At 67.3% G+C, this 15408-nt stretch carries 14 protein-coding genes and 1 tRNA gene; 9 read left to right on the forward strand and 6 right to left on the reverse strand.

Annotated features, from left to right (window positions below; all coding sequences use genetic code 11):
• Positions 1 to 12 precede the first annotated feature (12 nt).
• From yidC to rpmH, 4 genes are all read right to left on the reverse strand, one after another.
• On the reverse strand, positions 13 to 942 hold the full coding sequence (gene yidC / locus ACFWY5_RS27750) for a membrane protein insertase YidC (RefSeq protein WP_379613052.1): 930 nt from the start codon (positions 940 to 942) through the stop codon (positions 13 to 15).
• Between the two features lie 4 nt (positions 943 to 946).
• The gene (gene yidD / locus ACFWY5_RS27755; protein ID WP_184959119.1) at positions 947 to 1225 is read right to left on the reverse strand and encodes a membrane protein insertion efficiency factor YidD; all 279 of its coding nucleotides are present in this window, start codon (positions 1223 to 1225) and stop codon (positions 947 to 949) included.
• Entirely contained in the window at positions 1222 to 1584 is a 363-nt protein-coding gene (gene rnpA, locus ACFWY5_RS27760; protein ID WP_184959118.1) for a ribonuclease P protein component, read from the reverse strand. The genes yidD and rnpA overlap by 4 nt, the downstream gene beginning before the upstream one ends.
• A gap of 65 nt (positions 1585 to 1649) precedes the next feature.
• Positions 1650 to 1787 (reverse strand): 50S ribosomal protein L34, encoded by a 138-nt coding sequence (gene rpmH / locus ACFWY5_RS27765; RefSeq protein WP_043614899.1) that lies wholly within the window; start codon positions 1785 to 1787, stop codon positions 1650 to 1652.
• A 441-nt stretch (positions 1788 to 2228) separates the two neighbouring features.
• On the opposite strand from rpmH, the gene dnaA reads away from it, so the two are divergent.
• From dnaA to ACFWY5_RS27810, 9 genes are all read left to right on the forward strand, one after another.
• Complete coding sequence (gene dnaA, locus ACFWY5_RS27770; protein ID WP_379613051.1) at positions 2229 to 3767, forward strand: chromosomal replication initiator protein DnaA; 1539 nt, start codon at positions 2229 to 2231, stop codon at positions 3765 to 3767.
• A 522-nt stretch (positions 3768 to 4289) separates the two neighbouring features.
• Positions 4290 to 5429, forward strand: coding sequence for a DNA polymerase III subunit beta (dnaN, locus tag ACFWY5_RS27775; protein WP_379613050.1), 1140 nt, complete (start codon positions 4290 to 4292; stop codon positions 5427 to 5429).
• 33 nt (positions 5430 to 5462) lie between these two features.
• A complete protein-coding gene (gnd, locus tag ACFWY5_RS27780) occupies positions 5463 to 6404 on the forward strand; it encodes a phosphogluconate dehydrogenase (NAD(+)-dependent, decarboxylating) (protein ID WP_379613049.1) in 942 nt (313 codons plus the stop codon).
• A 62-nt stretch (positions 6405 to 6466) separates the two neighbouring features.
• A complete protein-coding gene (gene recF / locus ACFWY5_RS27785) occupies positions 6467 to 7699 on the forward strand; it encodes a DNA replication/repair protein RecF (RefSeq protein WP_379613048.1) in 1233 nt (410 codons plus the stop codon).
• Positions 7689 to 8189, forward strand: a complete 501-nt coding sequence (locus ACFWY5_RS27790) for a DUF721 domain-containing protein (RefSeq protein WP_379613047.1) — start codon at positions 7689 to 7691, stop codon at positions 8187 to 8189. The genes recF and ACFWY5_RS27790 overlap by 11 nt, the downstream gene beginning before the upstream one ends.
• A gap of 302 nt (positions 8190 to 8491) precedes the next feature.
• Positions 8492 to 10435, forward strand: a complete 1944-nt coding sequence (gyrB, locus tag ACFWY5_RS27795) for a DNA topoisomerase (ATP-hydrolyzing) subunit B (RefSeq protein WP_379635260.1) — start codon at positions 8492 to 8494, stop codon at positions 10433 to 10435.
• 21 nt (positions 10436 to 10456) lie between these two features.
• A complete protein-coding gene (gyrA, locus tag ACFWY5_RS27800; protein ID WP_379613046.1) occupies positions 10457 to 12958 on the forward strand; it encodes a DNA gyrase subunit A in 2502 nt (833 codons plus the stop codon).
• 3 nt (positions 12959 to 12961) lie between these two features.
• Positions 12962 to 13603, forward strand: coding sequence for a DUF3566 domain-containing protein (locus tag ACFWY5_RS27805; protein WP_379613045.1), 642 nt, complete (start codon positions 12962 to 12964; stop codon positions 13601 to 13603).
• 136 nt (positions 13604 to 13739) lie between these two features.
• Positions 13740 to 13813, forward strand: a tRNA-Ile gene (locus ACFWY5_RS27810).
• A 77-nt stretch (positions 13814 to 13890) separates the two neighbouring features.
• Here ACFWY5_RS27810 and ACFWY5_RS27815 read toward each other — a convergent pair.
• The gene (locus tag ACFWY5_RS27815; RefSeq protein WP_184959110.1) at positions 13891 to 14175 is read right to left on the reverse strand and encodes a hypothetical protein; all 285 of its coding nucleotides are present in this window, start codon (positions 14173 to 14175) and stop codon (positions 13891 to 13893) included.
• Positions 14176 to 14196: 21 nt separating this feature from the next.
• Positions 14197 to 15390, reverse strand: coding sequence for a CynX/NimT family MFS transporter (locus ACFWY5_RS27820; protein ID WP_379613044.1), 1194 nt, complete (start codon positions 15388 to 15390; stop codon positions 14197 to 14199).
• Between the last annotated feature and the right edge of the window lie 18 nt (positions 15391 to 15408).

Consider the following 15408-nt stretch of genomic DNA (forward strand, 5'->3'; position numbering starts at 1 on the left):
TCTCCTTTATGATCAAGACTTCTTGCTGCCGGTGCGCTTGCTGCGAGACTGCCGGCTGGGCTGGTTCCGCACGATCTTAGGCTGCTCGGGCTCCGGTTCGGGAGCCACCTCCACGGGAGGGGTCTTCCGGAACCTGGCGAGCAGTCCGGGCTTGGGCTTCTCGGGGATCACGTTGCCCTTGGCATCGAACTCCGGCATCGGGTGCCGGCTGTAGAACCAGTGCTGCTGACCGAGCGTCCACAGGTTGGTGGTGACCCAGTAGAGGATCAGACCGAGCGGGAAGTTCAGACTGAAGAAGGCGAACAGCGGCGAGATGTACATCAGGATCTTCTGCTGCTGCGCCATGGGGTTGTCCGGCATCTGCTGCATGGAGCGGGTGACGCTCTGCCGGACGGTGAGGAAGGTGGTCAGCGAGCTGACCGCGACGAAGACGCCGATGATGACCTTGCTCGTGACAGCCTGGGCGGAGAAGAAGGTCTCCGAGATGCCGGCGCTGAAGATGTGCGCCTGCTTGGCGCTGTCGACGACGGCCTGGGTCATGCCGTACTTGGTCGCCGTGCCGTTGGCGATCGCCTGGAGCACCGTGAACATCGAGATGAAGATCGGGAACTGGGCCAGGATCGGCAGGCAGCCCCCGAGGGGGTTGGCGCCCGCTCCCTGGTACAGCGCCATGACTTCCTGGTTCATGCGCTGCTTGTCGTTCTTGTAGCGCTTGCGCAGCTCTTGCACCTTCGGCGCGAGCTCCTGCATCTTCTTCGACGAGCGCATCTGCTTGAGGAAGAGCGGGAAGATCAGGATCCGCATGATGACGGTGAGCGTGATGATGGTCAGCGCCCAGTTCAAGCCGCTTGCGGGGTTGATGAAGGTGCTGTAAGCCTGGTGAATCCAGGTGATGACTTGCGCGATGGCTGTGTACAGCCAGTTCAGCCAGGCGAAATCCACCGAGCTAGCTCCCTTGCGTTTCGTGTGACCGGACCGGGCGTGGAGGGACCGGATCCAGTCCTCCGGGGTTGAACGGATGACAACGCCCGATGCGCCGGACGGTCAGCCAGATGCCCCGAAGAGCACCGTGTACGGCTATCGCCTCGAGTCCATAGGCACTGCATGAGGGGTAGAAACGGCAGCGCGGACCCAGCATCGGGCTGATGAAGGCCCGATAGAACCGGATCGGGGCGATTAGGACCCGGGCCGGGAGGCTCGGCTCGCCCTGCGGCTGCTCCGTCATCTGTGTCCATCCGTCGCGGACTCGCGCCTCTTCAGCAAACGATTCAGCGCGGTGTCGAGTTCTCCGGCGAGAACCTCGCTTGGCGCTGACGCCGCCGGTGGGTTGGCGCGTATCACCAGCAGGCTACCTCGCGGGAGGCGGTCGAGACGCTCGCGCATCAGGTGTCGAAGGCGGCGCTTGACCCTGTTGCGCACGACAGCCCCGCCGACCGCACGACTGACCACGAAACCCACCAGAGGTTCTTCTTCACCAGAAACCCTCAGATGAGCCACCAAAGTGGGGCGACCGGCACGCTGGCCGCGCTTGACCGCAGCGGCGAAGTCCTCGCCCCGCCGCATCCGGGAGCTTGGGGATAGCACTGAAGACGCCTATCGCCCGCCGGCGAAGGTCACCGGCGGGCGGACGAATCGGGCGCAGCGAGCCGTCAGGCCGACAGCTTCTCGCGGCCCTTGCGACGCCGGGCGGCAAGGATGGCGCGGCCGGCGCGCGTACGCATGCGCAGCCGGAAGCCGTGGGTCTTCGCGCGGCGGCGGTTGTTCGGCTGGAAAGTACGCTTGCTCACGGGTGGGCTCCAGGCTTGATGATGCGCCCGAGCTGGGCGCCTAACACTCATGGACGGGCCCGCCACGGGCATGCAGAAGCGCCGTCGTGTGGCAAGCCGACCGTCGTACGTTACGGGTCATATATGGCCCAGGTCAAACCAGCACCGGTTATCCACGTATCCACAAGTGGGTTTTCCACCGCCTCGGCCACGTCCACAGTATGTGCACCGAGGTACCACTAGGCTGTGGACAACGTCTTGAACACAGCTGTGCACATCGATACTGTCGGCCCTTCTAGGCCCGCCGTGAGCCTGTGCACAGCTTGTGGATCACTTGTGGAGACTGTGCGGACAACACACGGCCACCCTGTTGTGGACGGTGAGGGCTGATCACCGAGCGAGCGGCCATCGTGTGTGGATAAACGATCGCGGGGGGCCGCGACAGGGAGGAGCAGCCGGACTATGGACCTCGGCGGCGTATGGGCGAAGGCACTGGACAACTTCCTCAACGAGAGCGTGCCGGTCCAGCAGCGAACCTGGCTGTCCATGGTCCGGCCGATCGCCCTGGCGGACGACACGATCGTGCTCGGTGTGCCCAATGACTTCCTGAAAGACCTCATCGAGGGCAAGTTGCGGACGCTGGTGGCGCACGCGCTGTCGCAGGAGCTCGGCCGGGCGATGCGGCTGGCGGTGATGATCGACACCACGGCGCCGGCGCGGCCGTTGCCCGAGGTTCATCCCCAGCCTGTGACTCAGAGTTATCCCCAGAGTGTGGATCACTTTCCACAGCCTCCGCAAACCCCGAGTTACCAGGTCTCGGAGCCGCCCCAGTTCTATTCCCCACAGCCTGAGGCACAGCCGGTATCCACCGACTATCCACAGCGCCAGTTCGGTTATGAACAGGAGAAGGCGCCGGAGCCCGCCCAGCCCCGTTGGGAAGCAAAAAGCAGCAAACCCAGCGAACCGGCCAGGCTCAATCAGAAGTACACCTTTGAGACATTTGTTATCGGCGCCAGCAACCGGTTCGCCCACGCGGCCGCCGTGGCGGTGGCCGAGTCTCCGGCCAAGGCGTACAACCCGCTGTTCATCTACGGCGACTCGGGCCTGGGGAAAACCCACCTTCTCCACGCCATCGGGCATTACGCGCAATCCCTGTACGACGGCGCGCGGGTCAGATACGTGAGCTCCGAGGAGTTCACCAACGACTTCATCAACAGCATCCGCGACCACAAGGCCGACGGGTTCCGCAGCCGCTACCGCGCGATCGACATCCTGCTCGTGGACGACATCCAGTTCCTGGAGGGCAAGGAGCAGACGCAGGAGGAGTTCTTCCACACCTTCAACACGCTCCACAACGCCAACAAGCAGATCGTCATCTCCAGCGACCGGGCGCCCAAGCAGCTGATCACCCTGGAGGACCGGCTGCGCAACCGGTTCGAGTGGGGCCTGATCACCGACGTCCAGCCGCCAGAGCTGGAGACCCGCATCGCGATCCTCAGGAAGAAGGCCATCCAGGAGGGCCTGGCCGCGCCGCCCGAGGTGCTCGAGTACATCGCCAGCCGGATCTCCACCAACATCCGCGAGCTTGAGGGCGCGCTGATCCGGGTCACGGCGTTCGCCAGCCTCAACCGGCAGGGTGTGGATCTCCAGCTGGCCGAGGTCGTGCTCAAGGACCTCATCACCTCGGAGTCCGGCCCCGAGATCACGATCGCCAACATCATGGCCAAGACCGCCGAGTACTTCGGCATCAGTATCGACGACCTCTGCGGAAGCTCGCGCAGCCGCGCGCTCGTCAACGCCCGGCAGATCGCGATGTACCTCGCCCGTGAACTGACGGACCTGAGCCTGCCGAAGATCGGGCAGCAGTTCGGCGGCCGCGACCACACCACGGTCATGCACGCGGAGCGCAAGATCCGCTCGCTCATCGCGGAGCGCCGGTCGATGTACAACCAGGTCAACGAGCTGACAATGCGTATAAAGCAGACGTCGCACGGGTCCTAGTCGTCATGCACACCCTGTGGATAACACTGTGGATCAGCGGAAACTCCCGGAGAACCGGGGTTCGCCGCCGGAATGAGCCCGAAAAGTCCGCACGATGCCTGGGGATAAATCTGGGGACATCCTGCGGACAACTTGGGGACTACCGGTGGACGACTTGGGGACAGCCTGTGCACAGTGGTTTCAGGGGTCACCTGGAGCTCCGTTTACCCCGTGGATAACCGGTGGAAACCCAGTGGATAACCCGTGGATGAACACCCTGTGATCTGGGGACGGCCTGTGGGGAACGACCGTTCATCCCCAGGCTCACGAGTTACCCCCAGGCGTCACCCACACGGGCAGTGGATGAAAATCGGGCCGCTGAGCTGCGAGAACTCAGGTTGTCCACAGTATCCACCGCCCCTAGTGTGATGACCTCTTATCTCTCTTACAAAGAAACTCAAGACCCATAGAGGGGTTCCGCCCGTCCAGAGGTGCGGGAGAGTGAACACTTGAATCAGCGACGAAACCAGGAGGTTGATCACCGTGATGTTCCGAATCGAGCGAGACGTCCTCGCTGAGGCGGTGGCATGGACGGCACGCAGCCTCCCGGCGCGACCGTCGGTGCCCGTCCTGGCCGGCATGCGCCTGGAGGTCACCGGGGAGCAGAAGCTCAAGCTGTCCGGCTTCGACTACGAGGTCTCCGCGGAGGTGACGCTCGAACTACAGACCGGTGAAGCGGGCGTCGTCCTGGTGAGCGGCAAGCTGCTCGCCGAGATCACCCGCGCCCTTCCCGCACAGCCTGTGGACTTCGTGGTGGATGGCGCGAAGGCCGTGGTCACGTGCGGCAGCGCGCGCTTCACCCTGTTGACCATGCCGGTGGAGGACTACCCGTCCCTGCCGACGATGCCGCCGGCCGCGGGCCGGGTGGGCAGCGACGTGTTCGCCTCGGCCGTCGGCCAGGTCGCCGTCGCCGCCGGGCGCGACGACACGCTGCCCATGCTCACGGGCGTGCGCATGGAGATCGAGGGCGACACCGTGACCCTCGCGGCCACCGACCGCTACCGCCTCGCCGTACGCGAGCTGAGGTGGCAGCCGGGGCAGCCGGACTTCGCGGCGATCGCGATGATCCCCGGCAAGACGCTCGCCGACACGGCCAAGGCTCTCGGTTCCACGGGCGCCGAGGTGGAGATCGCGCTAAGCTCGGCCGGCGGCACCGGCGAGGGCATGATCGGGTTCTCCAGCGCCGGGCGCAGGACCACGACGCGGCTGCTCGACCCCGAGTTCCCCAAGTACCGCTCCCTGCTGCCGACGGAGTTCGCGGCCAAGGCCGAGTTGTCCACAGCCCCGTTCGTCGAGGCGGTCAAGCGTGTGGCCCTGGTGGCCGAGCGCAACACCCCGGTGCGCATGGCGTTCAGGGAGGGCGAGGTCGTGCTGGAGGCGGGCAGTGGCGACGAGGCGCAGGCCGTGGAGGTCCTTCCCGTGGACTACGAGGGCGAGGAGATGAACATCGCCTTCAACCACCAGTTCCTGCTCGAAGGCCTCGGCGCCATCGACTCCGACGTGGCCAGGCTCCAGATGACCACGTCCACCAAGCCCGCTATCCTCACCGGCGGCAAGCCTGTGGATGGCGACGCGGCGCCCGACTACCGATACCTGATCATGCCCATCCGCTTGTCGAGCTGAAATGATGGAAGCCTGACAAGGGGGTTGTAACCAATGCAGATCGGCATGGTCGGACTCGGCAAGATGGGCGGCAACATGGCCGAGCGGCTCCGCCGCGGTGGCCACGACGTGGTCGGCTACGACCGCGACCCGTCCGTCAGCGATGTGGGGAGCCTCAAGGAGCTCGTCGGGCGGCTGCAGGCGCCGCGCGTGGTGTGGGTCATGGTGCCCGCGGGCGCGCCCACCCAGCAGACCGTCGACGAGCTGGGCGAACTGCTGGCCGAGGGCGACATCGTCGTCGACGGCGGTAATTCACACTATGTGGATGACCAGAAGCACGCCGAGGAGCTGGCCAAGCGCGGCGTCGGCTTCGTCGACTGCGGCGTGAGCGGCGGCGTCTGGGGGCTGCAGAACGGCTACGCCCTCATGTGCGGTGGCGAGAAGTCCAACGTGGACAAGGTCATGCCGATCTTCGAGACGCTCAAGCCGGAGGGCGAGGACGGCTTCGTCCACGCCGGCGAGGTGGGCGCGGGTCATTTCGCCAAGATGGTCCACAACGGCATCGAGTACGGCATGATGCAGGCCTTCGCCGAGGGCTGGGAGCTGCTGGAGGCCTCCGACGTCGTCAAGGACGTGCGCGGCAGCTTCAGCAGCTGGCGCACCGGCACCGTCATCCGCTCGTGGCTGCTCGACCTGATGGTCCGCGCGCTCGACGACGACGAGCACCTGGACGAGCTCAAGGGTTATGCACAGGACTCCGGTGAGGGCCGGTGGACGGTGCAGGCGGCTGTGGACCACGCCGTGCCGCTGCCGGTGATCACCGCCGCGCTGTACGCCCGCTTCGCCTCCCGCCAGGACGACTCGCCGGCGATGAAGGTCGTGGCCGCCCTCCGCAACCAGTTCGGCGGCCACGCGGTCACCGGTACGGCGGGCTCGGACGAAAAGGGAGCGGACTCCCCCGGCGCCGACGTCAAGCCGCCCAAGGAAGCCGGTTAGGTTTTCCACAGGCGGCACGGCGGTGACCCCAGGGACCGGTGTGGCCCACTAACCTTCCTTGGGTGCATGTCGCCCATCTCTCGCTGACCGACTTCCGGTCCTACGCGTCGGTGGAGCTCGGCCTGGAGCCGGGCATCACCGCCCTCGTGGGGCCGAACGGCCAGGGCAAGACCAACCTGGTCGAGGCCCTGGGCTACGTGGCGACGCACTCCAGCCACCGCGTCGCCAACGACGCTCCCCTGGTACGGCAGGGCGCCGCGCGGGCCATCGTCCGCTGCGCCGTACACAGGGATGACCGGCGGGCACTGGTCGAGCTGGAGATCAACCCGGGCAAGGCCAACCGGGCCAGGCTGAACCGCTCCGCCGTCTCCCGGCCCAGGGACGTGATCGGGCTGCTGCGCACGGTGCTGTTCGCGCCGGAGGACCTGGCGCTGGTCAAGGGCGACCCGTCGGAGCGGCGGCGCTTCCTCGACGACCTGCTGGTGTCCAGGGCGCCGCGGTTCGCGGCGGTGCGGGCCGACTACGACCGGGTGCTCAAGCAACGCGGCGCGCTGCTGCGCACGGCCGCGCAGGCCCGCAGAGGCTCCAGGAGCGCCCGGCGGGCGGAGAGTGACACCGCGTTCGCGTCGGCGGGCGCCGGGGACGTCCTGAGCACTCTGGAGGTCTGGGACGCGCATCTCGCGCGGCACGGCGCCGAGTTGCTTCAGGCGCGGCTCGATCTCGTGGAGGCGCTGCGGCCGCTGGTGGCCGGAGCCTATGCCGCGCTGGCCCCGGCGAGCGGTGCGGCGACCCTGTCGTACCGCAGCACGTTGTCCACAGGTGGGGATGATCCTGAGGGCGAAGAGCCCGGCGGACGTGGATCTTCTGATACACAGACGTTATCCACAGACTTGGGGAAAACCCTTGAAGAGCGGCTGCGCGAGCGGCTACAAGAGGTGCGCTCCGCGGAGTTGGAGCGGGGGGTCACACTCGTCGGCCCGCACCGCGATGATCTTGTTCTAGGGCTCGGCGAACTGCCCGCGCGCGGCTACGCCAGCCACGGCGAGTCGTGGTCGTTCGCGCTGGCGCTGCGTCTGGCCGCCTACGACCTGCTGAAGGCCGACGGCGGTGATCCGGTGCTGATCCTGGACGACGTCTTCGCCGAGCTCGACACCCAGCGCAGGCGCCGGCTGGCCGAGATCGTGGCGCCGGCCGAGCAGGTCCTGATCACGGCGGCTGTGGATGACGACGTGCCCGGCGAGCTGGTCGGAGCCCGTTACGACGTCGCCGAGGGGAGTGTGAACCGTGTCCGATGAGGAGAACCCGGCGGCGCGTGGCGCCGCGATGGCCAGGGAGAAGCTGGCCCAGGCCAAGGCGGACGCGGCCAAACGCGGCCAGCTCCCCCGGCGCGAGCCGCGCCGCAGGGCCGCGGGGCCGTCGCGTGGAGCGGGCGATCCCCAGCTTTTCGGCCGCGCCATCATGGATCTGCTGTCCGATCGCGGCTGGGAGCGCTCCGCGGCGGTCGGCGGGGTTTTCGGTCGCTGGGCCGACATCGTCGGCACCGATCTCGCCGCGCACACCAAACCGGAGTCCTTCGAGGACGGCGAGGTGCTCGTCGTGGCCGACTCCACGGCATGGGCGACGCAGGTCAGGCTGCTCGCGCGCACCCTCGTACGCAGGCTGAACGAGGAGCTCGGTGACAACACGGTCACAAAAGTGAAGGTCAGGGGTCCGCAGAACGCGCCACGCCCCAGCGGCGGCCTGCGCGTGACCGGCAGCCGGGGCCCCGGAGACACCTATGGCTAGCCCGCTCCGGGCGATCAGAGAGCCACTGACGCGATGAGCCCCCCACGCAAAGGGGGGATGCTTAAGCGGGGGGAAAACGAGCTAGAGAGCATCACAGGCGCGTTCAATGCCACCTTCGGCGCTCCGAGCCGGTAGAATGAAAGCGGATTCCGGACACGTCCGCTTGCGTGTCACCCCGGCAGCAAGCCGACTCCCCCGGGTGACCGCGCATCGGGGCACTCACGACGGTGACGGGCACGGCAGGGGCAGCTCGCAGTTGACTGCTTACCCAGCCGCGTGTCCGCGGCAGGAGGATTTCGCACTTGTCCTACGACGCTAGCTCAATCACCGTACTCGAAGGGCTTGAGGCGGTCCGCAAGCGCCCGGGTATGTATATCGGCTCCACCGGCGAGCGCGGCCTGCACCACCTTGTCCAGGAGATCGTGGACAACGCTGTGGACGAGGCCCTCGCGGGTTTTGCCAAACACATCGACGTCACCCTACTTCCCGACAACGGCGTGCGCGTCGTGGACGACGGCCGCGGCATCCCGACGGGCATCCACCCCGTCGAGAAGCGTTCCGCGGTCGAGGTCGTCCTGACCACGCTGCACGCCGGCGGCAAGTTCGACGGCAGCTCGTACGCCGTCTCCGGCGGCCTGCACGGCGTGGGTTCGGCCGTGGTCAACGCGTTGTCCACAGCCATGGACGTGGTGGTCAAGCAGAACGGCTACTACCACCACCTGCGCCTGGAGAACTCCAAGCCGCTGGCGCCGCTGCAGCAGGGCGAGCCGACCGAGGAGACCGGCACCGAGATCACCTTCTGGGCCGACGGCACGATCTTCGAGACCACCACGTGGAACTTCGAGCTGCTCTCGCGCCGCTTCCAGGAGATGGCCTTCCTCAACAAGGGCCTGACGATCACGCTCACCGACGAGCGGCCCGACCACATCAACGGTGACGTGCACAAGGTCGAGTACCTCTACGAGGGCGGCCTGTCCGACTTCGTCAAGCACCTCAACGGCAAGAAGGAGCCGGCCCACGCCTCGATCATCGCGTTCGAGGAAGAGGGCGACGGCATCTCGGTCGAGATCGCGATGCAGTGGAACAACTCCTACTCGGAGTCGGTCTACTCCTTCGCCAACGTCATCAACACCGCCGAGGGCGGCACCCACGAGGAGGGCTTCCGCGCGGCGCTGACGTCGATCGTCAACCGCTACGCGCGCGAGCAGAAGTTCCTCAAGGAGGGCAAGGACGAGAACCTCTCCGGCGAGGACGTCCGCGAGGGCCTGACCGCGATCATCTCGGTGAAGCTGGCCGACCCGCAGTTCGAGGGCCAGACCAAGACCAAGCTGGGCAACACCGAGGCCAAGTCGTTCGTGCAGAAGGCCTGCAACGACCACCTGCGCGACTGGTTCGAGCGCAACCCGGGCGAGGCCAAGGACGTCATCAACAAGTCGCTGCAGGCCGCCCGCGCCCGCGTCGCCGCCCGCCAGGCTCGCGACCTGACCCGGCGCAAGTCGCTGCTGGAGTCCGGCAGCGGCCTGCCGGGCAAGCTGGCCGACTGCCAGTGGAACGACCCCGAGAAGTGCGAGCTCTACATCGTCGAGGGCGACTCGGCCGGCGGTTCCGCCAAGGGCGGGCGCGACTCGCGCTACCAGGCGATCCTCCCGATCCGCGGCAAGATCCTCAACGTGGAGAAGGCCCGGATCGACAAGGTGCTCAAGAACAACGAGGTCCAGGCGCTCATCACCGCCCTCGGCACGGGTGTGCACGACGAGTTCGACATCTCGAAGCTGCGCTACCACAAGGTGATCCTGATGGCCGACGCCGACGTCGACGGCCAGCACATCAACACGCTGCTGCTGACGTTGCTGTTCCGCTTCATGCGGCCGCTGATCGAGGCCGGGCACGTCTACCTGTCCTGCCCGCCGCTCTACAAGATCAAGTGGAACCGCAGCGGTGACGACGCCTCGTACGCCTACTCCGACACCGAGCGCGACGCGGTCATCCAGGCCGGCATCGAGGCGGGCAAGCCCGACCCGCGGCCGCGTGACAACGTCCAGCGCTTCAAGGGTCTCGGCGAGATGAACGCCGGCCAGCTCTGGGAGACCACGATGAACCCGGAGACCCGGCTGCTTCGCCTGGTCACGCTCGATGACGCCGCGCAGGCCGACGACCTGTTCAGCGTGCTGATGGGCGAGGACGTCGAAGCAAGGCGCGACTTCATCATCCGTAACGCCCGCGACGTCCGCTTCCTCGACGTTTAGCCAGAATAAGGATCACCACCTGTGACGGAAGTGAACACCAGTTTCCCGGCTGAGCGCATCGAGCCGGTGGACATCCAGTCCGAGATGCAGCGCAGCTACATGGACTACGCGATGTCCGTCATCGTGTCCCGTGCGCTGCCTGACGTCCGCGACGGCCTCAAGCCGGTGCACCGCCGGGTCCTCTACGCGATGTACGACGGCGGCTACCGTCCCGATCGCGGCTACTTCAAGTGCGCGCGCGTCGTCGGTGACGTGATGGGCACCTACCATCCCCACGGCGACACGTCGATCTACGACGCGCTGGTACGGCTGGCGCAGCCCTGGTCGCTGCGCTACCCGCTGGTCGACGGCCAGGGCAACTTCGGCTCGCCGGGCAACGACCCGGCGGCGGCGATGCGCTACACCGAGTGCAAGCTCGCGCCCATCGCCATGGAGATGCTGCGCGACATCGACAAGGACACCGTCGACTTCCGCCCCAACTACGACGGCAAGTCGCAGGAGCCGGACGTCCTGCCGGCGCGGTTCCCGCAGCTGCTGGTCAACGGCTCGGGCGGCATCGCCGTCGGCATGGCCACCAACATCCCGCCGCACAACCTGCGCGAGGTGGCGGCCGCGGTCAAGTGGTACCTGGAGAACCCAGAGGCCCCCGACGAGGAGCTGCTCGAAGCTGCGATCGGGCTGGTCAAGGGGCCCGACTTCCCGACCCGCGCGCTCATCGTGGGCCGGCGGGGCATCGAGGACGCCTACCGCACCGGCCGCGGTTCGATCACCATGCGCGCGGTGGTCGAGGTCGAGGAGGACGGCAAGGGCCGCCAGGCGCTGGTCGTCACCGAGCTGCCCTATCAGGTCAACCCGGACAACCTGGCGCTGAAGATCGCCGAGCTGGTCCGGGAAGGCAAGCTGACGGGGATCGCCGACGTACGCGATGAGAGCTCTTCGCGGGTCGGGCAGCGTCTGGTGATCGTGCTCAAGCGCGACGCGGTCGCCAAGGTCGTGCTGAACAACCTCTACAAGCACACCCAGCTGCAGGACACCTTCGGGGCCAACATGCTGGCCCTGGTCGACGGCGTGCCGCGTACGCTGCGGCTCGACCAGTTCGTCCGGCACTACGTGGCCCACCAGATCGAGGTCATCGTCCGCCGGACGCGCTACCTGCTGCGCAAGGCCGAGGAGCGGGCGCACATCCTGCGCGCGCTGCTGAAGGCGCTCGACCGGCTGGACGAGGTCATCGCCCTCATCCGCGCGTCCGAGTCGGCCTCGCACGCCCAGCAGGGCCTGATGTCGCTGCTGGACATCGACGAGGTGCAGGCGCAGGCCATCCTCGACATGCAGCTGCGCAAGCTCGCCGCCCTGGAGCGCCGGTCGATCCAGGACGAGTACGACCAGCTGATGGCCCTGATCGCCGAGTACAACGCGATCCTGGCCAGCGAGGCACGGCAGCGGGAGATCGTCAACGAAGAGCTGACGGAGATCGTCAACAAGTTCGGCGACGAGCGGCGTACCGAGATCATCGCCTATGACGGCGACATGTCGATCGAGGACCTCATCGCCGAGGAGGGCGTGGTCGTCTCGATCACGCGCGACGGCTACGCCAAGCGCACCAAGACCGACCTGTACCGCCAGCAGAAGCGCGGCGGCAAGGGTGTACGCGGCGCGCAGCTGCGCCAGGACGACATCGTCGACCACTTCTTCGTCACCACGACGCACCACTGGCTGCTGTTCTTCACGAACAAGGGGCGTGTGTACCGGGTCAAGGCGTACGAGCTGCCTGACGTGGCACGGGACGCGCGGGGCATGCATCTTGCGAACCTTCTTGCCATGCAGCCCGACGAAACAGTCATGGAAGTTCTGGATTTGCGTGACTACGACGTCGCGCAGTACCTGGTGCTGGCAACACGCAGCGGCCTGGTCAAGAAGACCCGCCTGGAGGAGTACGACTCCCCCAGGACCGGCGGCCTCATCGCGATCAACCTTCGCGACGACGACGAGGTCATCGCCGCCCGGCTGGTGTCGGAGGAGGATGACCTGCTGCTCGTGTCGAAGGGGGCGCAGTCGATCAGGTTCACCGCCTCGGACGACGCGCTACGCCCGATGGGCCGCGCGACCAGCGGCGTCATCGGGATGAGGTTCCTCGAAGGCGACGAACTTCTCGCCATGAATCGCATCGCAGACGGTCAAGATGTGCTTATTGCCACTAAGGCTGGGTACGCGAAGCGGACGCCCGTGGACCAGTATCCAGTTCAGGGCCGTGGCGGTAAGGGCGTGCTGACGGCGAAAATTGTCAGCGCACGTGGCAAGCTGGTTGGAGCCGTCATGGTCAACCCGGAGGACGAGGTCTTCGCGATCACGTCAGCGGGCGGGGTGATCCGGACGAGTGCCGGGCAGATCAAGCAGTCCGGCCGTCAGACCATGGGAGTGCGCTTGATGAATCTCGCCGAAGGCGACAGCGTGGTGGCTCTCGCCCGAAACGCCGAGTCGTTGGAGGCTTCGGTCGAGGCAGAGGAAGACGGGGGAGGAGAGTAACGGATGAGCGCCGCCCAGGGTGGTCCCGCCAAGACCAAGCCGGTCGTTCGCGAGAACGGCCAGCAGCAGCCTCAGAAGAACACGCCGGCGGAGACCGCTGACTCGATCAAGGAAGAGCAGAGGGCACCGGAGGCCCCGGCTCCCGCGGAGGGTAACGACACGGTCCGCATCCGGCCGTCCCTCGCCACCGAGGCTCCCCCTCCGCCACCCAAGATCGAGCTACCCACCAAGAAGAAGTCCGCGGGGGGCGCCGCCGGGGCCAGGCTGCCGCGCAAGGCCCACCTGGTCCTGCGCCGGATCGAGCCCTGGTCGGCCATGAAGTTCAGCTTCGTGGTGTCCCTGGTCTGCTTCGTGGTGCTGTTCGTGGCGGTCGCCGTGCTGTACGGCGTGCTGTCGGCCCTGGGCGTGTTCGACTCGCTGGTCGACCTGGTCAACCAGCTCGGCAAGGGCGAGCAGGGCCAGAACTCCATCCCGATCAACATCGCCTCCTGGTTCGAGCCGGTGCGCATCCTGGGCTACACGGCGCTGATCGGCGCGGTGAACGTCGTGCTGATCACGGCTTTGGCCACGCTGGGTGCGGTCATCTACAACATCGCCTCCGATCTGGTGGGCGGCGTCGAGGTGACCTTCAGCGAGGCCGAGTAGCCACCGCTTGTCTTCGCCGCCCCCGTGATTCGTCGATGGGGGCGGCGCGAGCAGTGGGCCGGGCACGGTAAGCTTTTCCTCGTCCGAACAACCGGTTCGCACCCGTTCGGCGGATGCGATAACGTTCGGTGTGCGCGGGGCTATAGCTCAGACGGTTAGAGCGCTTCCCTGATAAGGAAGAGGTCCCAGGTTCAAGTCCTGGTAGCCCCACCCAGTCCCACCAGCACAAGCAGAGCCGCTCTCGATTACGAGGCGGCTCTTTTCATGTTCTGGGAAGGCGCGGCGGTTCAGCAGGGGTAGACGGAGATGCCGGGCGGGTCCTGCAGGCAGGCGAAGGTGCCGTCGGGCAGGGCGATGACGACGACCTCGATGGTCTGGCCGTCGTCGGCCTGGGTGCTCTGCTTGGGCTCGTACTTGACCAGCGAGTCGGCGGGGAAGTCGCGGTCCAGGGTGCGGCCCATGATGAGGCTCACCTCGTAGAGGCGGCTCTTGACCTCTTCTGTGAGCCTTTTGACCCGCGCGCGGTCGTCCGTGCTCAGGGGAACGCGGGTCTGTTCTGTGGTGCTCGTCATGATGTGTCCCTTTCGTGGTTTCTAGGACTCATCGTGTGGGCGCGGGGCTCCTACCGGCATGAGCATCCCCCTACTCAACCTGCTCACGGGGACGAGGGTCAGCGCCGTCACCACCGCCAGGGCGCCGAAGGCCAGGCGGAAGTCGCCCATGGTGTCGCGCAGGGCGCCGACGAGGACGGGGGCGAGGGCGGCGCAGCCGTACCCGATGAAGAAGGCCATCGCGCTGATGCGGCCCGCCTGGGCGGCGTCGCGGCTGAGGACCACGGGGAGTGTGAGGACCAGCGTGAACAGACCGCCGTGGCCGACGCCCAGAGCGGCTATCCACAGCCAGGTCGCCGTGGCGGGGGCGAGGGACAGGCCGGCGAAACCCATGGCGGTGAGCGTGGTCGTCAGTGCCAGTCCTACGCGCCGGTCCCGGTGCTCGCCCAGCAGAGCGGGTACGGCCAGCATCGCCGCCACCTGGATGCCGATCATCACGGTCAGCAGGCCCCCGCCGCCGGCGCCGCTCTCCCGCAGGAGGGGCACGATCCAGGCCAGCTCGCAGTAGTACAGGGCGGAGCTGGCGGCCGACAGGATCGTCACCCGCCAGGCCACGGCGCTACGCCAGGGCAGGCCTCTGGTGGCGGGGCCGGCGGGGGCGGTCACGTCGGACAGGGCCAGTGAGCGCCGCGACGCCGTCCAGACGGCCGTGCCGGCGAGGGCGAGCAGGGACCAGGACGCCAGCGCGCCGGGCCAGGAGCCCAGGAAGCCGGCCAGGGGAGCGCTGACCCCGGCCGCGACGGCGCCGCCCGCGCCGAGCCCGGCGGTGTACACGCCGGTGGCGAGGCCGGCGCGGTCGGCGAAGCGGGTCTTCACGACGGCGGGGAGCAGGGTCTGGGCGATGGCGATTCCGGCTCCGACCGCCGCCGCGCAGCTCAGCTGCAGCCAGGTGGACGCGCCCGCGGCGCGGGCGGCCGTGGCCAGGGTGATGACGCCCAGGCCGAGCAGTACACCGCGCTGAAGCCCGAGACGCCGGCCGGCCACGGCGGCGAGCGGCGCGCACAGGCCCATGGCCAGGGTCGGGATGGTCGTCAGGAGCGCGACGGCGGTCGCGGTCAGGTCCAGGTCGGCGCGGATGCGGTCCACGAGCGGGGAGACGGCGGCGATCGCGGGCCGCAGGTTCGCCGCCGCCACGAACATCGCCAGCCCGGCCATGCCGAGCGTCTGTTTGCCCATCGTCCAGCCTCCATTGAT

It is taken from the genome of Nonomuraea sp. NPDC059007, from assembly GCF_042740555.1.
GTDB lineage: Bacteria > Actinomycetota > Actinomycetes > Streptosporangiales > Streptosporangiaceae > Nonomuraea.

Coding starts and splice junctions, on each gene's coding strand:
- yidD (WP_184959119.1), bottom strand. CDS start 1,225: ATGACGGAGCAGCCGCAGGGCGAGCCGAGCCTCCCGGCCCGGGTCCTA.
- dnaA (WP_379613051.1), top strand. CDS start 2,229: ATGGACCTCGGCGGCGTATGGGCGAAGGCACTGGACAACTTCCTCAAC.
- gnd (WP_379613049.1), top strand. CDS start 5,463: ATGCAGATCGGCATGGTCGGACTCGGCAAGATGGGCGGCAACATGGCC.
- ACFWY5_RS27805 (WP_379613045.1), top strand. CDS start 12,962: ATGAGCGCCGCCCAGGGTGGTCCCGCCAAGACCAAGCCGGTCGTTCGC.
- ACFWY5_RS27815 (WP_184959110.1), bottom strand. CDS start 14,175: ATGACGAGCACCACAGAACAGACCCGCGTTCCCCTGAGCACGGACGAC.
- ACFWY5_RS27820 (WP_379613044.1), bottom strand. CDS start 15,390: ATGGGCAAACAGACGCTCGGCATGGCCGGGCTGGCGATGTTCGTGGCG.